We start from the raw sequence: 25936 nt of genomic DNA on the forward strand, positions 1-25936 counted from the left end.
AATGTTACGTTGGCTTAGCTTTTATAAAAAGCTAAAAAATTGTTTGTTGACGTTCTTGTTTGTTTAGTTTTCAAAGAACAATGCGTCACTTGTTTCAGCGACAAAATATATCTTACCACGTTCTCTCCATTAGAGTCAACACATTTTTTAAAATTCATCATGTTGTTAACCTCTCCGCGAAGGAACTTTCTTATAATAACACCCTGCAAGACACACTGCAATATGTAAAACCTTCCAATTTATTTTATCCCCTAACATAAAAACCTGCTTAATTTGGTAGATTAAGCAGGTTTCTTCTATATTAATAATTAACCTTGATAATTGTCCTTTTTTAATGGCAGGATAATGGATTCTCCTTTTTCATACATCCCCAGTAATTTTTGAGTCAGACTTAATTTAGGAACAATTCGAAACATCAGAAACGCTGAAATGATACTGATGATTGCCCCAACCATGATATCTGCTGGATAGTGAACCCCTACCCAAATACGAGATATACCAACTAGAATTGCAAGCAGTATCCAAATAAATCCCTTACCACCTTTAAATATCCAGAATGTCATACAAAATGAAAAAAACAAAATAGTATGGTCACTTGGAAATGAGTTATCAACCGCTTTTTCTATTAATTGATTTACGTTTGACAGTTCGGCAAAGGGCTGGTTATTGGAATGGATTTTTCCAGCTACCTTCCCAACAATCTCAGCTATGACAAATGTGGTTGAACCACAAATAATCATCATTCGATTCTGTTTTACACGGGTAAACCAGAAAGTGATTACCGTTAAGGCTAAGAATATAACCGTATATTCCGCAATAAAGACAAAAATAGGATTAAAGAAAGTATGTTGTTTTCCTAAATCATTAATTAATCTAAATAAACTCTCATTCATAAAATAACACCTCCCCTTAACTACTACTAAAGAGGAGTATATGACAATCATAGCCATTCCTTAATTTCTTTTCCTTACATTTACCTTACAATTTGGTAAGATTTTAATTTTAAACCGAGAGAATTCTATTCTTTTTTTTGAATGAGTACATAGACTAATACGTTACTTTAATAGATATGCATATTTCCCTTACCAATAGCATACTGTTGAAGGAATGGAAAGGAGAATCACACCCTATGGCGAACGAGGAAGTAATTAAAAAGGTGGAAAGTATTGCTCATCCTAAGGTACGTAATATTGTGAGAGTTTGTGTGGAACAGGGCTGTCGGTTTAAACAACATCCAAGCAATCCTAATTTAGTAAATTTGTTTGATCCTGCCAGAAGAAAAAATATCATTGGGGATATAAACCTAACTAGTTCTAGAGGATATTTCACGCTTGAGGTGGAGAATGGACGTTTTAAGTCCTTTAGAAATGAAGTAATTGGATTAGATATAGATCAAGCTGAATTTGAAGATAGCGTCCTTAAGCGATTAAAGAGGTAAACCTAAATCTAACTAGTAGAAAAACGCTCGGATCACAATTCCAAGCGTTTTTTCATATATTTCGTTTCAAAATCTGGGACAGGTATAGGTTTGCTGAAAAAGTACCCTTGTGCCTCCTTACAGCCTTGTTCTAGCAGAAAGGATATTTGGTCTTGTGTTTCTACTCCCTCCGCTTTGACTTGAAGTTTAAGTAGATGTGCCATTACAATTATCGTTCGGACGAGAGTATTACTGTTTATGTCATTAGGACAGTCTCGAATAAAAGATTGGTCAATTTTTAATTTATCGATTGGCAGCCTCTTCAGGTAATTCAGTGAACTATATCCCGTGCCAAAGTCATCAATACTGATATTCACCCCAATTTTCTTTAATTCTAAAAGTGTCGAAATGGAGTGTTCTACATTCATTGTAATGCTTTCAGTAATCTCTAGTTCTAGATATTTTGGTTCGAGTTCCGCCTCGATTAATGCGGATTGTACGATTTCAACCAAATTTGAATGAAAAAATTGTTTTGCTGAAATATTTACAGAAACAGTGATAGGTGGATATCCAGCCATTTGCCATTTTTTATTTTCTAGGCAGACTGTTCGTATTGCCCACTCCCCCATTGGAATAATCAGTCCAGTCTCTTCTGCTAAAGGAATAAAAGCTGCAGGTGGAATGATGCCTTTTTCAGGATGTATCCACCTCATAAGCGCTTCGGCTCCACAAAGCTGATTGGTTTTTATATTGAACTGTGGCTGGTAATATAATTCGAATTGATATAGTTCGAGTGCTTTTCGTAAGTTTACTTCTAAATCTAATTCATGTTGAGCTTTTTTATTTAACTCATCAGTAAAGAATTGAAAATTATTTTTGCCTAAGCTTTTTGCATGATACATAGCTAAATCTGCATTTTTCATTAACGTGCCAAAGCTTTCACCGTCGGTAGGGAAAACAGTAATTCCTATACTTGGAGTAACCATAAATTCATGATGATTAAATATAAAAGGGACAGATAAGCTGGTTATAATTTGTTGTGCGACTTCTCCCGCTCTTTGTTCGTCAGAGTTAGGAAGAAGAATTGAAAATTCGTCCCCTCCATACCTAGAAATGACATCTTTTAGATTCACACAAGCTTTTAGTCTTTCCGCAATTCCAACTAAAACTTTATCGCCAATTTCATGGCCCATTGTATCATTTATGGCTTTGAAACGATCCAAATCTAAAAACAGCAACGCAAATTTCTGATTATTATTTCTTGAATATTTTACAGTATCATTTAGTTTTTCACGTAACAAATATCTATTAGGCAAATCTGTTAATTGATCATGATAGGCCATATGCTTAATCATTTTTTCATTATTTTTTCGTTCGGTAATATCTATAACGGTTCCAATGATAGCGTCCCGGCCGTTATAAACGATTTTTGAACCATATAATTCTAGGGTAATAACGCTTTTATCCTTACGGATTGCTCGATATTCGTATGTAACTGAACCTGTTTCATTATTGAAGCGTTTTAGTATATTTTCATTAACAATTGTCAGGTCCTCATGATAAATAAATTCATTAATCCCCAAACCATCTAATTCATCAAAACTATAACCTGACATTTCACAAAGCCTCGGATTAACGTAAACGATCTTTCCATCTTGAAGTATATAGACCCCTACTAACGAATTTTCTATTAGGCTTCTATATTTGGCTTCAGCCTCTATAAGATCGATTCTAGCTTTTTTATGCTGTGTTATATCTTTAATGATTGTATATACACCAGTAATACTCTCATTCACATAAATAGGTATATTTGTTACACTAATTTCCCTTTGAGATCCCTCTTTATCGATTATAGAACATTCATAGGCTGTCGCCTTTCCGTCTAGAGCTTGGCTAAAATGCCCCATTACCATTTCTAAGTCTTCAGGGAGAAGAAATTCTGCAAAGGGCTTTTGAAGTAATTCATCCTCACTAAACCCGTAAAGTGATACAGCTTTATTAGCGCTGATAAACTTTCCCTCTGTATCAAAAATAATCACAGCATCAGGATTTTGTTCATATAAAGATTTATAATACTGCTCATTTAATTGATATTTGCTATAATTTTTAGAAAATTTACGAATATAGGAAGAAATGATAACAATAGTACCAATGATTAATCCTATCTTAATTACAAGACCCACACCTATGGTTACCTCCTCCAAATATCGCTAAGCCTCTAAGTTGCATTTAGTATTACTATTTCCCAAAAAACTTCTTATAAAAGACAAGAGTTCATAAATTTTAAAAATAGCCTACCCCTTATGGGATAGGCTAACTTTTATTAATGAGCATGTGGATGATGACGATGAAACCTTCCATGCTCTATTGTCCAGTCGGTTAACAAAAATCCTAAAGCTAATTCAACAAGTCCTACACCTAGAAAAATCGGCTGCAGTACACTTTCCCATCCAATCCAAATTACTTGAGCTGTAATCCAGATGATCATCGCAATTCCAAGAATCATGGTTGTGAATCCTGCATAACGATTATTCAAGAATGCCAATACTGCTCCGATTAAACTACCGAAACCGTTGATAACAAATAACGCAAATCCTGGGATTAAAAAGTCTTCAAATGGAGAGTTATTTAGGAGCTCCAGAGGTAATCCAATACGATCTCCACTCGGTTCAATCACTAATCCCACTCCAACAACAATAGCCCCAATCCCAACCAATGCCAATAAAGTACCTGTACTGTAGGATAATACCTTTGATTTGTTCATTTTCCTCCATCTTCCTCCAAATAAATTAGGAAAAAATCAGGTCGAACAAGAAGTAGTTTTCCTACTTTTATTATACACCTATTTTGCAGAAAACTGAATTATCACACTGTTCTTTTTTATCAAAAAGCAGCGTAAAACCCCTAGCTTTAGCTATAGGGTTACTCATAAAATAGGAGATAGCAATCTAGAAACAGATTCTTTAAGACGAACCTCTAAAGAACGTTTCTGATAACCTTCAAACGTTAGTAACTTCGATACCATTATATCCTCTTTAAAAGTTTTCGTTAGTTTTCTAGAAACACCTTCATCATATAAAAAGGCATTGACTTCAAAATTGAGTTTAAAGCTTCGATAGTCAATATTCGCCGTCCCAACAGATGAGATTTCTTCATCGACAACCAGCATTTTTGCATGGATAAAACCATTTTGATAAATATATACCTTAGCGCCAACTTTTAATAATTCACTAACATGCGAGAGAGTTGCCCAATACACAAATAAGTGATCAGGTTTATCTGGAATCATAATATTGACTTCCACTCCCGATAAACAGGCAATACGAAGGGTATCTAACAAGCTTTCATCAGGTATAAAGTATGGAGTTTGGATATAAATTGACTTTTTTGCAGACATAATCATTTTTATATAGCCATTCTTTATTTGTTGAAACTCAGAATCAGGACCACTCGTTACAATTTGAATACCGATTTTCCCATGAGAGATATCTTCTGGGTATAGATTCGGTACATAGTCAACATCTTGGTCATCGGAGGCTTGATTCCAATCCAGGATGAAACGGGTCTGGAGAGCATAAACAGCCGTCCCTTGAATCCTTAGATGGGTATCCCGCCAATAACCAAATTTTTTATTAAGTCCCAAATATTCATCACCAACATTGAAACCGCCAACATAGCCAATACTCCCATCAATAATAACTAGCTTTCGGTGGTTCCGATAGTTCATCCTTAGATTAATAAACCGAAATTTAGATGGGAAAAAGACCTCCACTTGACCTCCAGCTTTTCGAAATTCTCTAAATGATCTTTTCGGCAAGCTTCGTGAACCTAATTCATCATAAAGGATTCGTACCTTTACTCCCTGCTTTGCTTTTGAAGTCAAAGCCTCAATAAGTTTTTTTCCTAAATTATCATTTTTAATAATGTAATATTGGATATGAATATAATTCCTAGCTGCTTTTATATCTTTAAATAACTGTTCAAATTTTTCTTTACCGTCTGTAAAAATCTCAACACTATTATCCTCTGTTAAGATGGCTTGATTGTTAATCATATGCATATAAATCAAATCATGATTATTCTTGGTAACATCATTCCGGTAATAGAATTGATTTAAACGAAGTTTAGTCAATTGCGTTTCTAATTCTTTTTCAAATCCTGTCTTTTTGAGATCATCCCATTGGAAAAGCCGTTTTCGACTTAAATTTTGCCCTAATAAAAGATACATCACAAATCCAAGGATTGGAATGAAAAATAGAACTAATAACCAGGCCCAAGTAGAACCAACGTCCCTTCTTTCTTGAAAAATAACAACGAGGGCCAACATGATATTCAGAATAAGAAGTAAGCCTAATAAGATAGACGTAATATTCATAGTAAAAACCCTCTCAACTAACATAATTATTGCCAATTAACTCTTCGTTTCTACTAGTATCTTCTTCTTTTTCTCTGCCATCCGATGACGAAGATAAGGAGAATAAATAAGAGTACATATAAATAATTAGAATAATGGTCTATTCTCTCCGCTATTGCTTCCCAATTTTCTCCTACTCGTGCTCCAAGATTTATCAACATTGTATTCCAAATGATGGTGCCCAAGGTTGTAAAACTGATGAACAGCCAAAAGTTCATTTTCGCCATACCTGCAGGGATCGAAATGAGACTGCGTATGAGTGGAATGAAACGACAGAAAAAGACTGTCCAGATACCATATTTATCAAACCACGAGTCTGCTCGAAAGAGGTCCTCTTTTGTTAAACGGAGGAACCGCCCGTATCGTTCAATAATACCCTCCAATTTGTTTACATTTAAAATGGTCCCAAGCAGGTAAAGGATAACAGCACCAAACACTGAGCCTAACGTGGAAGTTGCAATAACTCCAAGAACAGTCAGTTTAGTTTGAGCGGTCATATAGCCCCCAAATGTTAGAATCACTTCTGATGGGATAGGAGGGAATATATTTTCAAGTGCAATGAGGAGAAACACGCCCCAATACCCAAATTGTTCAATAAATTCTTTAATCCATAAATCCATAATACCCTCCAAAGAATGATAAATAGCTTTTATAGAATTACGTTTGGATGTCGGAAAAGTTTCAAAATGGGACATCACTTCTAACTACTATATTTTTCGCGGGTAAATTTAAAACCATTTTCCAACGAAAAAAGCATTTGAGATTCAAATGCTTTTCTACACAGATATCCATTTTTACCTGTTTGTTAGATAAGTTTTAGTGCTTCACTAACGGGTACACCACCTGAAACGAGGTCAAAGGATTGGTAATATGTATTTTCTTCTGTTAGGGAATGGATAATAGTTGTTGCCACATCTTCACGGGGTATCCTCCCGCTCCGTATATCTTCCGCTGCTGTAATCATTCCAGTCCCTGGCTCACTCAATAGCCCGCCTGGACGAATAATCGTATAGGTTAGTTCACTTTGTTCAAGCATTTTGTCTGCATAGTATTTTGCCGCATAATAAGGAAGCATTTTCTCATGCCAGTTTTCTCTTCTGTGTGCCTGAATGGCGCTAACCATGATGAAGCGTTTAATCCCGGCCTTTTCTGCCGCTTCAATCGTTTTCACCGCACCATCTAAATCAATAAGGAGAGTTTTATCATATCCCGTATGCCGACCTGATCCAGCAGTGAACACAATAGCATTACAGCCTCTTGCTGCCTGAGCAATATCTTCTACGCTTTGTTCTAAACAGGCCACCGCTACTTCTAAATCCATCTTTTTAAATGCCTCAGCTTGTTCTTCTCTTCTAACCATTGCTTTAACTGTATGTTCCAAACTGCCTCTGAGTTGGTTGACAAGAAGTTTACCAACCTGACCATTCGCTCCAACCACCAATACGTTCATCATTGTTTGCTCCTTACCTTGTTTACGACTATTATTTCATTGGCAAACCAACTTATTCAAAAAGCACTATAATGGGAGGGTAAACTCCCAAGATATTCAGAATTTACTAACCCTTCACATTGCTAATAACAAAAACTGCACCTAATAGATGCAGTTTTTCCTAAAGAGCTATTCTTTTCTTTCTGGAATTACACAGTTGCCATCCACACAGCTTGCATCTTCTGCGCTAACCGTTGAAAGGTCCTGTAGTACCGGAGCTGGATTTTCTTCTTCCCATACTTTTTGGAGTGCTCCTGCAAAGGTTGAGGTTGGCTGGGCACCCGATATGGCATATTTTTGATTAACGATAAAAAACGGTACCCCTGTAATTTGATACTGCTGAGCAATCGATTGATCAATTCTAACATCATTTGCATACGCTTTTTCATCTTGAAGGACCTTCAATGACTCTTCGCGATTAAGCCCTGACGCTGCAGCAATATCTGCTAAAGTTTCTAGGTCGCCTACATTCTTGGATTCCGTAAAATAAGCATATAGAAGTTTCTCGGTAATAACAGCTTCTTTACCTTGTGTTTTCGCAAACTTTGCCAAACGGTGAGCGTTAAATGTATTCGTTGGCTTCATGTTCTCAAAATTAAACTGCAGTCCTACAGTAGCTGCTTGCTGACCAACATTTTGATTGGCTTGCTTTGCTTGTTCAATACTCATCCCGTATTTTGATGCTAATGCTTCATGAATACTTTTGCCACTGTATGGGGGAGAGTTAGGATCCAGCTCAAAGCTTTTGAATTCTACTTCAACACTGTCCCTATGTGGAAATTGAGTAAGTGCCTCTTCTAAACGACGCTTTCCTATATAACAAAATGGACAGACAAAATCAGACCATACTTCTATTTTCATGATTGCACCTCTTTTTCTCTTTGATTCCTTCTTATAGTATCATAGCCTCTTAAAAAACTTAAAAATCATGCTTACAAACCAAGTTTGGTAAAATAGAAAGGAGTTTCACGCAAAAAATAGAATATTAAATTCAACATGTTATTTTTTCGGAAAATTTTAAATAATTATATACTAAGAGGTGTTCTCGGATGAAGGAATGGACAAAAGAAATAGAAATTGATGCTCCTATTGAAAAGATTTGGGCATTATTTGATGGTTCTTTAGAAAATATGCAAAAAATTATGCCGCAGGTGGTTAGCCAAACTCCCGTGAAAGTGACAGAAGAAGGGGTTGGCAGTATCTATCGTCAGCAGTATAAAGAAGGGAAACGGGTTGAAGAGTATGATGTTGAAACATTGGTTTATTTAGACACTCCTGATCATAAGAAAATGAAGGTTGGATTTAACCTAGCCAACTATTTTGAGATTACCTCTGGCTATGAATTAACGAAAATAAACGAACATCAATCACGTTTTAAATACACAACAACAAATAAACCATTAAAAGCAATTTTCAAATTATTTTTATGGTTTGCCAGTGATAAGACAGTGGTGAAATTTGTTGAAAAGGTTAAAGAAGTTGCCGAGAAGGATCACGCATTGGTGAAATAAGAAAGGAGCCTAGAATGGTAGATTATCGTTTCTCACATCGATTAAAAGTGCGTTATTCGGAAATTGATGGTCAAAAGATTGTTTTTAATTCTCATTACTTAACGTATATTGATGTTGCCGTCACAGAATATTTCCAGCAGCTTCTTCAACACGATGAAAAGTTTGATTTTGTGCTTGCAAAATCGACCATCGATTATAAACGATCTGCATTTTTAAATGATTGGCTCACCATTTGGTGCCGGATGGAAAGAGTTGGCAATAAAAGCATGACGATGAATTTTATGATTACAAGAGAAGATGAAATCGAACCCGTTCTCCTGGCTGAGATTATTTACGTGAGTGTCGACCATCAAACCATGGAACCCTGCCCCGTTCCTGATTTTGTCAGGGAACGAATCGAACAATTTGAACTTGAATATAAGTAACAATAAAAATTCCCCATTTTTTATAATGAGGAATTTTTATTGTTAATAGTGAACTACCCTATTTGGTTCTAGAAAGTAAAGACTTTCTCTCTTCACTTTTTCCTTCGTTATTTCTTCCCATGCCTGCTTATAAAAGGATAGTTGAGCACTATAATAAGCTTGCAGTTTTTCGTAGTCCTCTTTCCTTTTTGCGCGGTCAGTTTTGTAATCCACAATGTTCCATTCACCATTCTTTTTGTAGATAAGATCAATGATTCCTTTTACAAAAAAAGGATGTTTATCTTCAGGATTCATTGTAATTTGTGCATAAAGAGAATCATTCTTTTCAACTTTTAAGGTAAAAGGAACTTCCGTTAAGACTTCATCAGCTGTTTGGATTTCATCCCATATCTCCGAAATCCGTAAGTTGGTAAGATACGTAATCACCTCATCTTCTTTTGAAAGTGGAATTTTGTTGCTGCTTAATGCCGCCTTGATGTACTTGGTAACATCATGACCTTGAACAGCTTTTTCAAGGACATCATGAATCAGGGTCCCCCACTCTTTTCCGCCGCCTGCTTCCCGTTCAATTTCGAATACATCTGAAAAATCCTTATCCTTTGTTGGTGTCCAGTGCTCAAAGGATTTTTCTTTGGTTTGCTCCAGCCAAGCAAGCTTACTAACCATTTTTGCTTGGTACTCAGCAAAAGTGATTTCATTGGCAACTGTCTTTTCGACCTTCTCTACGACAGAAACCTCCAATTCCTCAATGTTTTCCATCTCAAAAAGGACATTCCAAGGATTTTTCTTATTACTTCCGTTTGAACTAATGACGAGTGCTTTTTCCGCCCGGGTGGCTGCGACATAAATAATCCGCAATTCTTCTTCTGTAAGGTACTCTAATTCCTCGTTTTTATAGGTCTCCCAGTTTAGAGGAACCGCAATTTCCCTATCCTGAAAACCATTTCTCACGGTAAACTTAAAGTATCCTTGTGAGGAATAGTCCTCTCGTTTGATATGCTGTGATAGAAAGGAGACCGGATTCACCTGTTTGGCAGGGTGAGCCAAGAAAACAACGGGCGCCTCAAGTCCCTTTACTTTATGAACATTCATTACCCGAACTGCGTCAGCCTCTTCCTCTATATTCGCGACTGTTGTTTTTTCAAAAAGCAATTTTGTTAGAGAATCCAGTATTTGTTTATAGTTGGTATTCCCTGAAGCCTCCTGTTTACGTAAGTTTTCCATCATTTGCAGCATACTCTTATAGGTACGTTTGTTACGGCCATTTTTTAAAAGCAAGGGATAAAAGCCTACTATCTCCATAATACTTTCTATGGCAGAAGTTGGTGGTAACTGCTGTATTCTTTGTTGACATAACTTTAATATGGTTAATAGATTATTAAACTTTTCCTTGATCACTGAATTCAAAGCCTCTGGAATATCACTATAAATAGAAAATCTCCCTTTTGCTTGCTTCCATTCATAAAGCTCTTGATCACTGATACCAAAGAAAATCCCGCGAAGTACTGCAACAAAACTCACTTCATCTGTAGGATCTAAAAAGGATTTTAATAAAATCCATAAATCCTGAAACTCTCTTGTTTCTCCCAGGACTACCTCACCCGAAATACTGACGGGAATCCCCATTGCCTCTATTATCTTTGCATATACTGAAACGCCATCATTGTATCTTGTTAGTACCATAAAGTCCTTAGCCCGGTACCCACTATTAAGCAAAGATTGAATGGTAAGGGAAATATTCTCTGCATCCTTTAGGATTACTTCTTCTTTTTTACTGATGTCTGCAGGAACTGTTAAACGTTTGATTCCAGTAAATTCAACGCCCTCATCGATGTGGTGTGCTATTAATGGTCGATAGGCTGCTTGATACAGTGTTTCGACAGCTGGTAAATGCTTTTCAAATACAGTATTTAACTCCTCCGTTACAGTATCAACAGATCTGAAGTTTGTGACTAATTGCAGGACCTCACCGCCATGCTCTTCCATTAACTGTTTCACACGATTGTATGTATCAATATCGGCTCGACGGAATCGATAAATCGCTTGTTTTGGATCCCCCACGACAAAAAGTGAGCCTACTTTCGGTGTGCACCTAGTCCATATTTGTTCACTTGGATTCTCACTAGTTAGAAAAAACATAATCTCAGCCTGAAGTGGGTCCGTGTCTTGAAATTCATCCACAAGTAAGAAACGGTATTTTTTTTGAAAATAGCTTCTTACCTCAGGATTTTTCTTTAACAACTGTGAGGTGTGTAACATTAAATCCTGGAAATTTAATAATGAGCGTTCTTTTTTTAAGACTTCATAGACAGTTAATGCTTCTTGAATGCAATCTACGATAAATGGATGGCAATATTCCTTCCAAGCTTGGAGCAAAGGCTTGATTGACACTTCAAGAAAAACAGTGACTTTTTCACTGTAAAACTTCGCATCCTCTTTAGAATGCCAGCGATTTAATGTCGGTTTTAAGCTTTTATTAAATAATTCGAAAATACTGATGATGTTCTTATCCTTCGTTACATCCATCAATCTTTCTTTTTGAATAGCCATTATGATCGATTTTTGTAAGGAATCGTAACCTTTTGAGGGTTCTTCATCTGGTATTGCTTTCAACGCTTCTTTTATCATCTTCATAAAGGATTGAAAATCTGATGTGAGTGTGGGTTTGTTAACAGTTTCTGTAATCCACTGAACATCAGAGAATTCTTTTAGATTTTCTACCCATGGGAAAATCTGATCCATACTAATACCCAATTCATTGATTTGGTCAAATTGATTTGGTTTTTCATCCAATAAATTTTGCAAATAAAGCTGCCACGATTCCTCTAAAAGCTCTAAATCCTCGGACTCTTCTAATTCCTTGAAGGTTAAATCCAAATTGGCTTCAATTGGCCGTTCACGAAGCAGCTTGGCGCAGAAGGAATGAACGGTACCTAAAAAGCATCGTTCCATATTTTGAAGTGCTTCCGACAACCGAAATTTAATATCAAGGTCACTTTCTTCTTTCCAGGCTGCTTCTAATTTTGATTGGAAGCGTACCTTTAGCTCGTCTGCTGCCTTTCTTGTAAAGGTAATCGCTACAATTTCTTGGATTTCCGCTGCTCCAGTGGTAATCAGGTTTACCATCCGGTCGACGAGGCTCGTTGTTTTACCAGAGCCCGCACCCGCTTCGACTAAGAAATTGGTTTGCAGATTGTTTTTAATTTTATCTCTTGCCTCTTGATCAATAATTTTTTTAGTCATATGCACGAACCCCCGTTAGCTTTTGATTAGACTGCTTTTTTTCAAGGGAGTCTTTATCATAGAAGTGGCGGCGGCAAACCAGCTTGAATTCGCAAAATTTACAATCATTTTCATCCTCTGTCATTTCAAAATGACCAAGTTTAATCACGTCAATGAGCTTTTGCAAAATATCTAAACCATTCCTTCTTAAAGTAACGTCCTGCTTCCTAGGAAATCGCTGTGCCATTCCCTTCATGGTCGGGAAGTAATAAGAACTTTCCTCCACAGCACCTTCATCTAAATTTAAGTGCTGTTCAATTGCTAAGGCATAAATCATATGCTGAAGCTGACGACCGCCTTTAAAAACTTTATTTTTCTCATATCCATACGTACTTCCCGTTTTATAATCGATGATATGGTACCTGCCATCAAGGGATTGGTCGACACGGTCAATGATTCCCCTTATCTTTACATCTCCTGATGGCAGTTTAATAGTGGCTGGTTCGCTGTCTCCAATACCAAATGAATATTCAAAATGGAGTGGATTGTATTGCTCACCATGAATCTCTTCTTCTTTTAGAAAGATATCACAGCATGCAAAGATATCGTTCATTTCCCGCTGATAAACCCGTTCATTGGGCGGTGGCAGAACTTCTTTTTCATTTTCAATGTGGCCCACAGCTATTTCCATTATTTTATCGTAATGAATGGCGTAGTTCGGCTTAACATTGTGTTGTGTTACTTCCTTATAGAAGGTTTCAAAAATGCTGTGAAGAAGACTGCCCCTAGTTGCTGGATCTAACCATTTATTCGCATCATAGGAAACCTCCTCGATTGGCCTCACTCTTAATACCTCCTTGAGGAAGTAAGAATAAGGACACCTTGCAAGTGTCTCCAATTTCCCTGCGCTCATTGTTTTTTCCTGATTAATCCGCGGGTCATACTGGCTTGAGTCCATTTGTACTAATCCATCATATTCGGAATAGCTTTCTGTAAAACGAGCACTCTCTGCTGAAAGACCTTGTTTGACATTTAGAAAATGATTAAGAATCCCTTCGTTGAGCTGTGAAGGAATGTCGTCGATTAATTTCTTAGTCCAATAGTCTTTATCCTCAAAAATCTCATTAGAAAAGAGGTCTGATGTTTGTGATTTTACGTCTTTGAATTCAGCATCTTTATTACCTGTCATCATCCGGTAGCATTGTAGAATGACATGAGCAGGGTTTATCACACGATTATCATTGATGGAAAAATCACAATAGCTTACTATCACCTTTCCCGTTGAATGAGCTAAAGCTTGCAGTAGCGTATAGGTGTTTTCCTGACCCCTTTCACGTAGTAATGGCATTTTATTCCCAAGTGCAATACGCTCTGTATCAAGCAGCAATGGATCTTCTCCTGAATTCCCGGGAAACTTCCGATTATCAAGCCCCAAGAAAAATACATTCGGTGCACTGTGATAGATAGCTTTTTTATAGGAAGTAATATGCAGGTATCCGGGTTTTGGACGCGATTGATTCACCCTTATCGAAAGCAGCAGGTCGTTCAGCTTTTCAAATACATCGTGCCTAACTAACTCCTCATCGGCATAAGGAACAATTTTTTCGATTTCTTCCAAAAGCGTTGTTTTTGAAATTTCATCAAGTTTTGTGCTGCTTTTACTATGAATTTTTAAAATATAGGCAATGCTGGATAAGCACTTTTTATAATTAAAGGTTTGATTACTATCAGGGAGCTTTTTAAAAATCTTTGAAAACCATTGATGTAACCACACTATTTCATTTATTCGACTTTCAAACTCTTCCCCTTTTTCAGTTAATCGCTTCCGTTCACTATCAAGCTGTGTTAGATACCGATCCTTCGACCAACCGATTTGTAGATCCCGGAGAACTCTTACGATTTTGGATTTTGAAGGTGAATCGTCACCGAGGTTGATTAAACCTTCATTCAGCAAATCAATAAAGGATTGAACACTATAATTAGATTGGATCCAAGTGACTATTCCCGAAACTAACCGTCCAGGCCGACTTAAAACTACAGGCAGCCCTTCACCAAAGGTTATTGGAATATCAAGTTTTTGTGCTAAATTGAAAAACGGTGCTATGTAAGCATCAGCATTTGTATAAAAAACAAAACACCCATCCAGCGGTGCTCTAGAGGATTTTATCTTTTCTAATACATGTTTTACTTCCATTTCCTCTGTTTTTGAAGTGAAAATATCTATATTTACTGTTCCTTCTCCTGCTTCATCAAGCTGGTAGAGGCAGCTTAACGGCGTTGGCTCTCCCCAGGATATCGAGGATAAACTTGACCTTTCTGGGATGTTTACCCCTAAAACAGGAGCAAGAGGCAGTTTGAAAGATCCTTCCGGCAGGATTTGACGAAGAAGCAATTCTTCGAGATGTGTTAGGTGCAAATTGGACTGTAGTATAAAGACTGCCTTCTCATTCCTTTGGGCAAAATGTATTGCTTTGGTAAGGATGGAGGCTTTATCAGTAAAATGATTGGTATCAAGCATTTTTTCATATTCTATTAAAATTGCTGCTAAATCCTCTGCTTTTTCAGAAGCAAGGAAAGCGTCTTTCCTAATTGTTCCCGCATTGTAACCTGCAAGCCTAAGATTCTGAAGCGTTGAATAAATGGCATGACTAAAGGAAGGTGTAATTTCCATTTCTGAAAAGTAACACAGTTTCCTCTGGTTCTTTAATTCTTTCAGAATGTTATAGGTAAAATGAACGCCAACTGTTCCATCTAGTACATTTATTGGCTCATCACCATGTAATTCCACAAGATTCCTGGCAAGATTAAGTACCGTCTTATACTTAAGATTAATCGCCCGTTGTCCCGCCTTAATATAAGCCTCATTGATTTGTTCTCCGATTTCGAAAGAATCAACAATGACGACTTTTTCTTTTATGAGATATTGAGTACAGATTTGGTTTAGTTCATTGACTATCGAATGCATGTTACCCCACCTTTGTAGACTCACATTATTGGTCACATTATATCATTTTACCTTTACAGGATGACAGGAAAATCCATGTTTTTACAAAAATGCATGGATTAAACATATTTACAAACATGTTGGAGATAATAACTCCGATTACCTTGAAAGGATGGGATGTTAATGTCGTTAGAATGGTTTGACAGAGTTTGCGGCGAGCTTCAAGATCACCTGGAATCTATTTGTGAAGAGTATGATCAGGTTGGTCAAATGTCCATTGAGAGAGCTGCCAAACACCCGAGGATCGAATTTTTTGTAGAAACAGAAGATGTGAATACAGAAGAAATCGATAGAGACTATTTTTGCACATTGTTCTTTGATCCTCAGAACGAAGAATTTTACATCGATACCTTTGATGTTGACAGTGGGCATACTGCTAAAGTCATCCTTTCGGACATAGAAGATATAATCGATGAGGTCCACGCAAGCCTGCATGATTATATGAACGATGATGATCATTTCACAGACGACGGTGTCTATCTTACTTCAGATGAAGTGTACGTAGACGATGAAGACTGTTTTGAAATGGCCGATGACGATGGTGTGGTGTATTATGAGGCTGAGGAAGTAAATGAGGATGATATTTTTGAAGAGATTGATGTAGAATGGAACACACCTGAGGTTACAGCCTTCAAGCATGAAGATGAGGTCGAAGTGACTTATCAATTTGGGGTTGTCCCGGAAACCGGTGACGGTGTGCTAAAACGAATTAATCGGATTTGGACCACTGATGAAGAATTAATCAAAGACGAGTCCCATTTCATTTTCAGCAAAGAAGAAGCAAGCACCATTATTGCGATGATTGCCAGCCATATGGATCAGCTAAGCGAATTCAACTTTGATGATATGCCATAAGAAAAGCGCAAACTCTTGGCGCTGAAGCTAAATAATAAAGAAGGAGCATACCGATATCGGTACGCTCCTTCCTTCATTACTCCACCGTATAATCAATCTCAATCAAGTCCCATGGAGTAACAATTCCGAGTGGTGCCTCATCTTTTTTCCCGTTTTCGGTAATGATAACAGCTTCTAATTTCTTCTTAAGCTTATGCGACTTTTCAAAAATGGTTTCAACATCAAATATATTCGTGCTTTTCGCCACAAAATCAATCGGATGGTCTTTTTCGTATTTCATAATATCAAAAATATGGGTATCCTCTAGATTCACAGAACTGCTCACCATGTTCTGCGCCATCCATTTTACAATCGCCCCTGCTGTCAAAAGACCCACAAACTCTTTATTCTTATATATCGGAAATTTCGAATAATTATATTTACGAATCGCCTCAGTAGCATCTAGGATACTATCATTATAATCAAAGTAGAGTACATTCTTAGTCGCAATCGATAAAGCATAATTAGGGCGGTTAAAAACATTGGCAATTTTCTCAATATGCTCCACCACTCTAGCATTTGGTTCAGCGATATAATAGCCTACTTCCATTTTTTCATGAACAATAGCGTTCCGCAGCTTCGCGTACTGCTCCAAGTCTTTCTTAAACGTTTCGATGATTTGATATTTTTTAGCCCCAACCTTCACTAACACTACAAATCTCTCATCATTAATTTTGACAATATCCTTCATCGCATCGTGTACCTGATTAAATGCAACCTCAAAACGTTCTGATAGGATTTGTCCTTTTTTCACTGGTTTCATGCTCTACCCCTGCCAATATGTTTACTTATTTATCTTTAATTATATATTCATTGTGAAAATTACACTATCCCCATTTTTTATAAAGATAGTTTATTTAAACTATTCTTTTTAGTGCTGGTGTTGTAAGATAATTCAGGATGCTTATGGAGGGGAATATAGATGAGAACAATAACATTATCAAATGGTAAGACAGTTGAGGTTGAATGTTTAAGTTGTGCTTTGACAAGTGGCATGATAGAGCCAGATGGGGGCGTAATTATTGAAACAGAACATTTCCATGCTCACCAGGATGTTGCCTATCCCATTGAAGGATTAGTCATTCTCGCTTCAAAAAGACATATTAAATGCTTAGATGAACTTACCGAGGAAGAAAGATTTGATTACATAAATAGTATGGCATCGATCAGAAAAGCTCAGCGCGATGTGCTAGGAATTGACTATGTTTATTATTTCTACAACGAAGATACTACCCATCATTTTCATACCTGGATGGTTCCACGTTACGAATGGATGAATGAATTTGGCCGTTCTGTTGAATCTGTTCGACCTGTACTGCTACATGCACGTAATCAAATGAATACGGTGGAAAATAATCAAAAGGTTATGAAAGCCATCGAAGCCTTAAGAACCGCTTTAAATTAAAGAAACAGACTTTCGAAAAAGTCTGTTTCTTTTTTTACCAACCAGGATACTTTTGATGCCATTCTTCGCTATTTTCATACTTCTTAACTAAATCGTCTGCTAGTATAGTCAATTCCTCAGATAACTCAACTTCTCGTACCCAATTTTCTGGAATTCTATTGATTCCTAGATAAGCTCCTAAAATATTTCCGGTAATCGCTCCAGTACTATCGCTGTCGCCATTATGGTTAACGGCTGTAATTACAGCTTTTTCAAAATCATCTTGATATTTCAATGCGCAGTAGATCGAAATGGCTAGAGCTTCTTCACCGACCCAGCCTTCTCCAAGACTTTCTATCGCTCGTATATCGGGTATGTCTGATTTAGCTAACGTGATTGCTTTTTCAATAAGCGTACTGCATTCCTGATTTGATGGGTATTTTTCACACTCTGCCAAAGCCTGTTCCACAGCAGTTTCTAAATCTACCCCTTCAATAATGGCTGCGATTATATAACTAAGTGCACCGGCAGAAAGATATCCGCTTGGGTGTCCATGTGTAATGGCTGCACTTTCACATCCAAGTTTGAATGCCTCCTCTTTCTTAAAAAATAATCCAATAGGTGCAGTCCGCATCACACCTCCGCAGCCTTTACTATTATTAAGTGGTTCTTCCATGGTCCCCATTCTTCCTGACATCAGTGCATCTAAACAGGTATTTCCTGGCGCTCTCCTCATATGTAAAGCTTGTATTGAATGAATCCAGCCGTCCTTTTCTACGTCGTTGCCCACCACTTGGGTATCAAGCCAGCGTAAATAGCTTCGATGGACCACCGAAGGAATATGTGCGATTCCTTTGTTTCTACCTCTATTTTCCGCTCGTAATAACCCTTCGGCAGTAAAAATTGTCATCTGCGTATCATCAGTAATCTCAACAAGATTATTTCTACTTTTTACTAGATTCGTTATCCCCTGTGGTCCGTATTTCTTTTTTATTTCTTCTAGTCGTAAAAACTCTACTGGCCATCCTAACGCATCGCCAATTGCCCCGCCAATCAGACAGCCCGTAAACTGTTCATTAATAGTTTGCATATGTATTCCCCTTCCTTACGTATTTTCCTATATTTTAACAGAAAAAGTAAGTTGTATCTAAGAGACAACAACTCATCATTGATTGGCTATTATCGTAATTAATTTGTCTTCTATTTTCTTCCCTTTTGAGTCTTCCAATAGATTATTTAACAAGATAGAAAATATTATGGTTTGTCCGCTTTTCGTGTTAACGTAACCGGATATGGTGCTGATGGTTGAGATGGTTCCAGTCTTCGCAATGACCTTCCCTCTAACCTCCGGACCTTTCATCCGGTTACGTAACGTACCGCCTTCCATTTTTTCACTTGCACCTGATATCGGTAGTGAATGCAGAAAGGCTGGAAACCAACTTTGCTGCTGGACTGAAAATAGTAATTGCGATAACACAGTAGCCGGAACTAAATTGACATGAGATATCCCTGACCCATCCCTCAGCACCAACGTTTTGGGGTTTATCCCGAATTTGGTTAACTCTGCTTCCATGACCTTTAAACCCTTTTCCCAGCTGCCTTCCCCTTTTTCAACTTTCCCCATTTCTTTAACTAAGGTTTCCGCATGACCATTGTTGCTTAGCTTCATAAAAGGTACGAGTAGTTCAGAAAGTTTTATGGAACTATGGGTATGTACTATTTCAGCATTTGTTGGGGTGGTACCAGTTTTTATTTTTCCTGAAACTTGAATCCCTTGTTCAGTAAGTGATTGTTTAAAAAGGTCTAACGCATATCGCGTAGGATCCCAGACACCAATCCACTCCTTTTCTGGCTTGGATTTAACAGGTAAAGTGCCAGTTATCGTAACAGTGTTTTTAGCATGTTCCCGCTCAATGTTTACTTTCTTGTTTCCATCTTCAGGCACCGTTTCAGTTTGATTGACAACCTTTATAAAGTCAGTATCAGGAGTGACCTTAATCTCAGCCTTATCACCTTTGCTATTGCCAGGTTTCACCTCTATCATTACAGAGCCAGAATCATAATCCTTTGTTGGTGAAGCAGTTAAAGCGGAAATCTGTGCTCCATAATAGGCTTGTTCATCGCTCCATGGTAAATCTTCAGAATACCGGACATCATCGTACCAGCTATCGTCGCCAATTAGGTTACCGGTGATTTTTTTTATGCCGTGTTTCTTAATTTCTGCCGCCAATTTATCGAAGTCTGTTTTGAGGAGTGTTGGGTCGCCCTTCCCCTTTAAATAAAGGTTACCTTTGAGCGTTTTGTTTTTTACTGCACCGTCTGAGAGCAACTCAGTTTTGAAGGTATAATCTTCACCTAAAACAGATAACGCTGCTGCAGCTGTTAGCAGCTTCATATTAGAAGCCGGGCGCAGGCGGACATCTGCTAAATGATCATAAATTACTTCACCAGTTTCCGCAGAACGTATGCTGATTCCTGCAATAGCCCCTTGTAAATGAGGATCTTCATTTAGCAGCTGATTCAACTGCTGAGTTAGATTATTATCCGCGAGTACTGGATGTGATTGTGGGATTAATGCTGCTATTAATATAATTAGAACGATCAAATTCAATCTTTTCAGCAAAATTCATTTCCAACTTTCTCTTTTTTCATAAAGTCTTTCCTAAAATACAAACTTTCTACCATTTTCCAATTAATTTTTTTCCTAATTTTCCTCAAAAATAAATATATCCGCGCTGCCCCAAAAAACCAATGACCTTATTTCATAACGACAATATTTTCACTCAAATAAGCCCAATTCTGTGGTGCCGCCAAGCTTATTTGCCAAAAGGTAGTCCCTAATAGATTGTAAACATCCATCAATCGATATTTTTCTATGAAACTTCTAATATCCTCAAACCACACCACCTGTTCTACCCCGGCACGATAATGCCGATACCAAGGGGACATGGAGTGCTGATCGAATTGGATTGGAGATCCTGTTGAAATGGCTTGATTTTGGGCTGATACAACTGACATGGCATGTGTAGTATTCGTTCCGACCACCTTATCATAGCCATAAAGCGGGAGGGCAATTTGTAGTTTACGAGGATTGATTTGGGTGATGGAGTATTGAACAACCTGCTCCATCCACCATATCGGTGCGATAGGATCCGGAGGACCGCCTGGATATCCATAATCAATCGTCATCACCGCAACCATATCCGCTATGCTCCCAATGGCGGCATAATCATATGCCCCAATAATCCGATTCGTTGGAATATCCTCCGTTTTCGCATGCACATTTACTTGCAGGATCAATTCTCCCAATGCATTCTTTAATTCTCTTAAAAATAGATTGAAATCATTTCGCTGAGGGGGTGGAATAAATTCAAAGTCAATCGATACCCCGCCAAATCCCCTTTGCCTGGTCAAATTCACAATACTAAGAACCAAATTCCTGCGGTAAACAGGATTAGCTAGTACATGACCTGCTAACTCCGCACTAAAATCAACTCCCGTAAAATTACGGATCATCAACAATGGTGTAACATTCAATTTTTTACTTCGTGCTACAATCGCTGAATCCTCAATTTCGTTATAGGCATAACCCTCTGCTGTAAATGAATACGCCACAACCGCTAAATAAGTTAATTGTCCGGCGAGTGAATCTAATATTGACAGAACCACACTCCCACCTGATGGCACGAGAAATCCTAATGTCGATATTCTTAATTTTATTGGTGAGGGAATGTTGATAATTTGACCAATAAAAAGCTGGTTCGGGTCAACCCCAGGATTTGCCCCTAAAATCGATGTAATATCGGTATTAAATCTCTGGGCTAATTCCCAAAATTGGTCACCTGGTTTTATTTTATAGGAGCGGATTGAAGGTTGGTTGTCGGGAAGATACAAGGCGAGGCCTGGAACGAGAGAACTAGTGGATGGCAATCCATTTAGCTCAACAATGGTTTGCATGGATACTCCATACCTATTGGAAATTGCCCATAAATTTTCTCCCGTACTCACCACATGAACAACCATTTTCTCACACCCCTTTACCATCATCATATGGTGATTTATCTTGTAATATTGCTCTTTCAATGAAAAAAACGAACTGAAAAAACAGTCCGTTTGTCTTGCTTATAATCGTGGGTCGATAGGCTCTGCTTCTAAAGCCAGTATTCCTAACACACATTCATGAACACGTTCCAGTGACTCTCTCTTTACAAATCGATTAACACCCTCGACCCCAAGGGAAAATCCCTTTAAAGCATTACGCTGTTTCTTTCCTGGATTGCGTTTCTTTAACCGTGATAAATTTTCAGGAAGCAGATAATCTATTCCATAGATGATATGCAAATACTTGCGGCCTCTCACTTTTATCGCTGGCTGCAGTAGTTTTCCTTTATGGCGCGTAATATACGATTCGGGTTTAACAACAAATCCTTCATGTCCATCCTCGGTCATTTCCTCCCACCATTCAATGGCCGCTTTCATTGTTGCTTCATCGTTTACAACCCGGTATTCTGTTTCCAAAAACAATTGAGAAATCCCGCTGAATTCTTTATTTTTCTCCATATGCCAAGTATGAGGCTTGTCAAAAAATGTTTCCGAGCTGTGAGCCAGCGTGTGAAAAGGTGCGATTTGAATTCCTTCCAAACCTTCTGTTTCCCAACAGTATTTCTGATATACTTCATTAAAGACTTTAGCATTTTCAATCCCGACATCCACTTGCTGAACCCAGTTCAGGACATCTTTGCCACTGTCAATAGCCTGTTGAAGTGAACCTTTCAACTTCGTGCGGTCAAGCAATGCCATTTCCCCAACATGTGCATATTGGTTTAAAACCAGATCCTTCGCCTTTAAATTCCATGGCAGAATCTCAGCATCAAGGAGCACAAAATCGGTGTTGTACCTTTCAAAATAACCATTTTTCACTAAATCCTCATTCAAGCTGCTGACTACTTGTTCTTGCAATTCTTTTTGAAAAAATGGCCTGCCTGTCCGGGAATAAATGGTGCCCAATGTTTCCCTGCCTATATACTCCTTGGCAATTTCTTTATTTTTAAATAAAAACAAAATGCCTCGACTGCCCATATGTTTCTTCTCCACGACCATGGTTTCAACACCATTGGCTTGATAGTATTCAAATGCCTCCATTGGATGCTCAAGGTACCCTTCCAGCCTGGAAGGTTTTGGTGTCGGACTCATCGTTGGTGGAAGATAGACGATATCCTCAAGTGGCAGAGTGTAATGAGATACATCATCCAAAGCTGGTTTCACTCCATCGTCATAAATAATGATCTCGCCGTAATGTTCCGTCAACACGGAATAACCTTCTAAGAATTTCATGATATTCGGGGGTGCCAGCCTATTGAGTTCCCATTCCTTCAACGGATTGTCTGGCACATTCGCATAGTCCTGTTTCGCCTTGACCGAAACAAATTGTTGTTCCGGATAACGATAGGCGGTTAAACTTCCTCCAAACACAACACCTTGGTCAATATTAAGAGTGTTGTTTACCAGTAATGGCTGCGGCTTTGGATCATGCCCCCAAAGAATAAGTTCACTTGATTTATGAGAAATGGACCAATCTTTTCGAATCGGCTTCCCGTGTTCATCCAGCCCCTCACTATCACCATAACGGCAAAAATCAGAAATACGCGCTGACTGTTTTCCGATATAGTAATCCTTAATGCCTGCATGGGCGGCTACAACTGCATTAACCCCATTTTTCCGAACAATATAATGAGATTTTGCTTCTAAAAGCACCTCTTTTAGAAGCCCCTTTAACTTTTCTGCAGCTTCACTGCCATTTTTACGTTCATATTCCTCAAATTCAGCGGCAACATTTTCATCACCATGAGCCATCTTTACATTTTTCTCATCGAGCCAGCGGGCAATTTTCCAGCCATGGTTGCTGTCAATCATATAGGCAAATCCGGCTTCTACATGCTTTTGAAAAAATTGCAGTGTTTCAATTGATTTTGGCCCCCGGCTCAACACATCACCAAGTGAAAGAATCTTCCTCCCCTCAGGATGAATGTAGTAACCTTCTTCATTTTCCTGATACCCCAATTGGGTTAACATTTCAATAAATTCATCAAAGCAGCCATGAATATCCCCGATAAAATCGATTCCGTTTCCTACATCGATAAAAAGCGGGTTTTCAAGACGATTTATGTTGAGTATTTGAAGTTCGTCTTCGCCAAGCATATAGACACGACGATATGGTTTCTTTTTAATGAACCGAAGCACATTTTTAAAATGTTGATACTGCTGCTTGATTCGGTTTCTGCCCCGAGAGAAAGCCCGTTCACTATCTCGTCTTAGTAATTCCGTTTCTGATATATTTAAGACCATTGCAATTACAGGGACGTGATATTTCTTCCCCATTTGCAGGTATTTATCATGCTCATCCTCGCGTAAATGGGTAGCATCGATAAATGTTAATTTATTGAGTTGGCAGCGCTTTGCAATGACATAATCCATGGCGTCAAACGCAGCACCAGATATTTGCTGATATTCGTTAAACAGTGCGTCACTTTCGTCTTTGGGACGGCCGTTCCAGCTAATAAATTCAATATCACTGACCAGTACTCGGAATTGATCAGAACTGACCACTTCAGAAGCGAGAATTTGTTCTTCTTGAATTAATTGGTTTAATAAAGTTGTTTTTCCGGTATTAGAGGGTCCGACAAGCAGGACGATACCGGCGTGAGGTAAATGGATCGTTGTCATTACTCCTCCTCCCTTCTGAAAATGGCCATTTGGGTTGGATGACCATATGTTTTATGCTCTTCGCCAATCCCTTGAATATTTACATGATATGGATAGTCTCGGGTCCATGCCTCAACATTTTGTGCGAATTCAACTCTTGTCCATTCAAAACGATGGTCGTCATGACGCATTTCTTCATCCATCACATAGAGCACATTGTATTCTTGATTTGGTGTCGTCACAATCAGCGTCTTTGGACGATAGTCATTCAGGATGGTATCAAATATTTTAGGGAGCCTGTCCTCATGGATATGTTCGATTACTTCACACAAAATGATAATATCTTTATTTTGCAAACGATTATCAAAATAAAATAATGACCCTGGTAATGATTGCGGTTGAACATACCCTTCTTTTGCAATCACTTGCTCAAAGCGATCTATAGCTTGAAGTCGTGATTTATTCGAGGGCTCAATCGATAGAATTTCTTTAACACCTTCGACAAAACCCAGTTGGGCAGAGAGTCGCCCTTCACCGGCACCAAGGTCTACAATGGTTTCTTTATAGGGCAGTGTTTTTATATGGTTCAATATATATTCATAACGAAGATCATTTAAACGGACCTTAAGGCTATGATCCTGATTAGGGATGTGTTGTTTCTTTTCGTAGTATTTTGATTGAGAAATAAGTGCATTAAAACGGAGTGCACGTTTTACAATGAACTGCTTCAACGGATGATTTTCTAGCCATCCTTCCCCGTATCGATCCAGTTTTTCAATTTCTCTTTCATCTAAAAAATAATGTTTATAGTTATCGATTACTGGAATGAGGATAGAAACATGCTTTAACGCACTCTGGACGCTTTGGCTGCCAGATAGTGTGACAAATCGGGCAGAGCTTATTTCCTGGATGGTGCTCACACCCCGTTCAACTTTCACTTTGTAACCGATGGGTTCAAACAAATCAGCAATCTCTTGATCATGCAAATCCGTTGCCACCGGTCCAAATGAGAGCTCCATGTCAAAAGGATGGTCCACCCACTTCAAATACTCTTCATCCGGTTTTCCATTCAAGGCTGTACCTAGTGCCTTACGGATAGTGGTGATAAATAAACTGCTAACCGCGAACTCTCGGTCATTTATGTAATGGGTAATATCATATAAATCGGCTGAGTTTCGCACTAAATCTATCGGGTCAGGCTTTACATAGATAACAAATTGTACTTCTTCTTTTGTGAAAATAGGATAAACAAGGCGGACCTTGAAGCCTTTCTCATCCCGCTCATACGGATTATTAGGGTTTTTCGCGATTAGGTACGAGACCACATCTGCACCAGGTCCCCTTACGGTTAAAGATAGCTGCATACAATGCACTTCACTTTCTTCTGAAGTATTTTTCCATTACCATTATCATTACATAAAAATGGATATTTTAGAAATATGTTGATAAAAATTCTGTTATTCGGGTTTTTCCC

20 protein-coding genes are annotated in these 25936 nt (G+C 38.1%); 5 read left to right on the plus strand and 15 right to left on the minus strand.

Annotated features, from left to right (window positions below):
• Nucleotides 1–308 precede the first annotated feature (308 nt).
• Nucleotides 309–893, minus strand: a complete 585-nt coding sequence (locus MLOOGBEN_RS22270) for an undecaprenyl-diphosphatase (RefSeq protein ID WP_179160479.1) — start codon at nucleotides 891–893, stop codon at nucleotides 309–311.
• Nucleotides 894–1129: 236 nt separating this feature from the next.
• Here MLOOGBEN_RS22270 and MLOOGBEN_RS22275 point away from each other — a divergent pair, with 236 nt between their 5' ends.
• On the plus strand, nucleotides 1130–1438 hold the full coding sequence (locus MLOOGBEN_RS22275) for a hypothetical protein (RefSeq protein WP_179160480.1): 309 nt from the start codon (nucleotides 1130–1132) through the stop codon (nucleotides 1436–1438).
• 32 nt (nucleotides 1439–1470) lie between these two features.
• Here the strand turns inward: MLOOGBEN_RS22275 and MLOOGBEN_RS22280 are convergent, their stop codons facing one another.
• The 6 genes from MLOOGBEN_RS22280 to MLOOGBEN_RS22305 form a co-directional block, all read right to left on the minus strand.
• Nucleotides 1471–3600 carry a sensor domain-containing protein gene (locus tag MLOOGBEN_RS22280; protein ID WP_179160481.1) on the minus strand — a complete coding sequence of 710 codons (2130 nt, stop codon included), beginning with the start codon at nucleotides 3598–3600 and terminating at the stop codon, nucleotides 1471–1473.
• Nucleotides 3601–3740: 140 nt separating this feature from the next.
• Entirely contained in the window at nucleotides 3741–4181 is a 441-nt protein-coding gene (locus MLOOGBEN_RS22285) for a hypothetical protein (protein ID WP_179160482.1), read from the minus strand.
• A 162-nt stretch (nucleotides 4182–4343) separates the two neighbouring features.
• Entirely contained in the window at nucleotides 4344–5792 is a 1449-nt protein-coding gene (gene cls, locus MLOOGBEN_RS22290; protein WP_179160483.1) for a cardiolipin synthase, read from the minus strand.
• A gap of 53 nt (nucleotides 5793–5845) precedes the next feature.
• Nucleotides 5846–6451 (minus strand): DedA family protein, encoded by a 606-nt coding sequence (locus MLOOGBEN_RS22295; protein ID WP_179160484.1) that lies wholly within the window; start codon nucleotides 6449–6451, stop codon nucleotides 5846–5848.
• Nucleotides 6452–6636: 185 nt separating this feature from the next.
• Nucleotides 6637–7281 (minus strand): SDR family oxidoreductase, encoded by a 645-nt coding sequence (locus MLOOGBEN_RS22300; protein WP_179160596.1) that lies wholly within the window; start codon nucleotides 7279–7281, stop codon nucleotides 6637–6639.
• Nucleotides 7282–7449: 168 nt separating this feature from the next.
• On the minus strand, nucleotides 7450–8181 hold the full coding sequence (locus tag MLOOGBEN_RS22305) for a DsbA family oxidoreductase (protein WP_179160485.1): 732 nt from the start codon (nucleotides 8179–8181) through the stop codon (nucleotides 7450–7452).
• 188 nt (nucleotides 8182–8369) lie between these two features.
• On the opposite strand from MLOOGBEN_RS22305, the gene MLOOGBEN_RS22310 reads away from it, so the two are divergent.
• Together MLOOGBEN_RS22310 and MLOOGBEN_RS22315 are read left to right on the plus strand one after the other, a co-directional pair.
• Nucleotides 8370–8831: an SRPBCC family protein gene (locus MLOOGBEN_RS22310; RefSeq protein ID WP_179160486.1), complete on the plus strand. Its 462-nt coding sequence runs from the start codon at nucleotides 8370–8372 to the stop codon at nucleotides 8829–8831.
• A 14-nt stretch (nucleotides 8832–8845) separates the two neighbouring features.
• Nucleotides 8846–9256: an acyl-CoA thioesterase gene (locus MLOOGBEN_RS22315; protein WP_179160487.1), complete on the plus strand. Its 411-nt coding sequence runs from the start codon at nucleotides 8846–8848 to the stop codon at nucleotides 9254–9256.
• A gap of 42 nt (nucleotides 9257–9298) precedes the next feature.
• On the opposite strand, the gene MLOOGBEN_RS22320 is transcribed toward MLOOGBEN_RS22315, so the two are convergent.
• On the minus strand, nucleotides 9299–12499 hold the full coding sequence (locus tag MLOOGBEN_RS22320; protein ID WP_179160488.1) for a UvrD-helicase domain-containing protein: 3201 nt from the start codon (nucleotides 12497–12499) through the stop codon (nucleotides 9299–9301).
• A complete protein-coding gene (locus MLOOGBEN_RS22325) occupies nucleotides 12492–15443 on the minus strand; it encodes a PD-(D/E)XK nuclease family protein (protein WP_179160489.1) in 2952 nt (983 codons plus the stop codon). Before MLOOGBEN_RS22325 ends, MLOOGBEN_RS22320 begins: the two co-directional genes overlap by 8 nt.
• Before the next feature lie 162 nt (nucleotides 15444–15605).
• Here MLOOGBEN_RS22325 and MLOOGBEN_RS22330 point away from each other — a divergent pair, with 162 nt between their 5' ends.
• Nucleotides 15606–16337, plus strand: coding sequence for a hypothetical protein (locus MLOOGBEN_RS22330; RefSeq protein ID WP_179160490.1), 732 nt, complete (start codon nucleotides 15606–15608; stop codon nucleotides 16335–16337).
• Nucleotides 16338–16413: 76 nt separating this feature from the next.
• Here the strand turns inward: MLOOGBEN_RS22330 and MLOOGBEN_RS22335 are convergent, their stop codons facing one another.
• Entirely contained in the window at nucleotides 16414–17139 is a 726-nt protein-coding gene (locus MLOOGBEN_RS22335; RefSeq protein ID WP_179160491.1) for a CBS domain-containing protein, read from the minus strand.
• A gap of 159 nt (nucleotides 17140–17298) precedes the next feature.
• Between MLOOGBEN_RS22335 and MLOOGBEN_RS22340 the strand changes: the two genes are divergently transcribed.
• The gene (locus MLOOGBEN_RS22340) at nucleotides 17299–17781 is read left to right on the plus strand and encodes an HIT family protein (RefSeq protein ID WP_179160492.1); all 483 of its coding nucleotides are present in this window, start codon (nucleotides 17299–17301) and stop codon (nucleotides 17779–17781) included.
• A 34-nt stretch (nucleotides 17782–17815) separates the two neighbouring features.
• Here the strand turns inward: MLOOGBEN_RS22340 and MLOOGBEN_RS22345 are convergent, their stop codons facing one another.
• From MLOOGBEN_RS22345 to MLOOGBEN_RS22365, 5 genes are all read right to left on the minus strand, one after another.
• Nucleotides 17816–18850 carry an ADP-ribosylglycohydrolase family protein gene (locus MLOOGBEN_RS22345; protein ID WP_179160493.1) on the minus strand — a complete coding sequence of 345 codons (1035 nt, stop codon included), beginning with the start codon at nucleotides 18848–18850 and terminating at the stop codon, nucleotides 17816–17818.
• Nucleotides 18851–18925: 75 nt separating this feature from the next.
• Nucleotides 18926–20383 carry a D-alanyl-D-alanine carboxypeptidase/D-alanyl-D-alanine endopeptidase gene (gene dacB / locus MLOOGBEN_RS22350; protein ID WP_179160494.1) on the minus strand — a complete coding sequence of 486 codons (1458 nt, stop codon included), beginning with the start codon at nucleotides 20381–20383 and terminating at the stop codon, nucleotides 18926–18928.
• 134 nt (nucleotides 20384–20517) lie between these two features.
• Nucleotides 20518–21810, minus strand: a complete 1293-nt coding sequence (locus MLOOGBEN_RS22355) for a glycosyl hydrolase family 18 protein (protein WP_306430763.1) — start codon at nucleotides 21808–21810, stop codon at nucleotides 20518–20520.
• 72 nt (nucleotides 21811–21882) lie between these two features.
• Nucleotides 21883–24483 (minus strand): polynucleotide kinase-phosphatase, encoded by a 2601-nt coding sequence (locus tag MLOOGBEN_RS22360; RefSeq protein ID WP_179160496.1) that lies wholly within the window; start codon nucleotides 24481–24483, stop codon nucleotides 21883–21885.
• Nucleotides 24483–25826: a 3' terminal RNA ribose 2'-O-methyltransferase Hen1 gene (locus tag MLOOGBEN_RS22365; protein ID WP_179160497.1), complete on the minus strand. Its 1344-nt coding sequence runs from the start codon at nucleotides 25824–25826 to the stop codon at nucleotides 24483–24485. Before MLOOGBEN_RS22365 ends, MLOOGBEN_RS22360 begins: the two co-directional genes overlap by 1 nt.
• Nucleotides 25827–25936: the final 110 nt, after the last annotated feature.

The sequence above is a fragment of the Bacillus sp. EB106-08-02-XG196 genome (assembly GCF_013396335.1).
GTDB lineage: Bacteria > Bacillota > Bacilli > Bacillales > Cytobacillaceae > Neobacillus.

What these genes read in the sequence shown, in the direction of transcription:
- MLOOGBEN_RS22270 (WP_179160479.1), bottom strand. Translation starts at nt 893, where the DNA reads ATGAATGAGAGTTTATTTAGATTAATTAATGATTTAGGAAAACAACAT.
- MLOOGBEN_RS22275 (WP_179160480.1), top strand. Translation starts at nt 1,130, where the DNA reads ATGGCGAACGAGGAAGTAATTAAAAAGGTGGAAAGTATTGCTCATCCT.
- MLOOGBEN_RS22285 (WP_179160482.1), bottom strand. Translation starts at nt 4,181, where the DNA reads ATGAACAAATCAAAGGTATTATCCTACAGTACAGGTACTTTATTGGCA.
- cls (WP_179160483.1), bottom strand. Translation starts at nt 5,792, where the DNA reads ATGAATATTACGTCTATCTTATTAGGCTTACTTCTTATTCTGAATATC.
- MLOOGBEN_RS22295 (WP_179160484.1), bottom strand. Translation starts at nt 6,451, where the DNA reads ATGGATTTATGGATTAAAGAATTTATTGAACAATTTGGGTATTGGGGC.
- MLOOGBEN_RS22300 (WP_179160596.1), bottom strand. Translation starts at nt 7,281, where the DNA reads ATGAACGTATTGGTGGTTGGAGCGAATGGTCAGGTTGGTAAACTTCTT.
- MLOOGBEN_RS22305 (WP_179160485.1), bottom strand. Translation starts at nt 8,181, where the DNA reads ATGAAAATAGAAGTATGGTCTGATTTTGTCTGTCCATTTTGTTATATA.
- MLOOGBEN_RS22310 (WP_179160486.1), top strand. Translation starts at nt 8,370, where the DNA reads ATGAAGGAATGGACAAAAGAAATAGAAATTGATGCTCCTATTGAAAAG.
- MLOOGBEN_RS22315 (WP_179160487.1), top strand. Translation starts at nt 8,846, where the DNA reads ATGGTAGATTATCGTTTCTCACATCGATTAAAAGTGCGTTATTCGGAA.
- MLOOGBEN_RS22320 (WP_179160488.1), bottom strand. Translation starts at nt 12,499, where the DNA reads ATGACTAAAAAAATTATTGATCAAGAGGCAAGAGATAAAATTAAAAAC.
- MLOOGBEN_RS22325 (WP_179160489.1), bottom strand. Translation starts at nt 15,443, where the DNA reads ATGCATTCGATAGTCAATGAACTAAACCAAATCTGTACTCAATATCTC.
- MLOOGBEN_RS22330 (WP_179160490.1), top strand. Translation starts at nt 15,606, where the DNA reads ATGTCGTTAGAATGGTTTGACAGAGTTTGCGGCGAGCTTCAAGATCAC.
- MLOOGBEN_RS22335 (WP_179160491.1), bottom strand. Translation starts at nt 17,139, where the DNA reads ATGAAACCAGTGAAAAAAGGACAAATCCTATCAGAACGTTTTGAGGTT.
- MLOOGBEN_RS22340 (WP_179160492.1), top strand. Translation starts at nt 17,299, where the DNA reads ATGAGAACAATAACATTATCAAATGGTAAGACAGTTGAGGTTGAATGT.
- MLOOGBEN_RS22345 (WP_179160493.1), bottom strand. Translation starts at nt 18,850, where the DNA reads ATGCAAACTATTAATGAACAGTTTACGGGCTGTCTGATTGGCGGGGCA.
- MLOOGBEN_RS22355 (WP_306430763.1), bottom strand. Translation starts at nt 21,810, where the DNA reads ATGATGATGGTAAAGGGGTGTGAGAAAATGGTTGTTCATGTGGTGAGT.
- MLOOGBEN_RS22360 (WP_179160496.1), bottom strand. Translation starts at nt 24,483, where the DNA reads ATGACAACGATCCATTTACCTCACGCCGGTATCGTCCTGCTTGTCGGA.
- MLOOGBEN_RS22365 (WP_179160497.1), bottom strand. Translation starts at nt 25,826, where the DNA reads ATGCAGCTATCTTTAACCGTAAGGGGACCTGGTGCAGATGTGGTCTCG.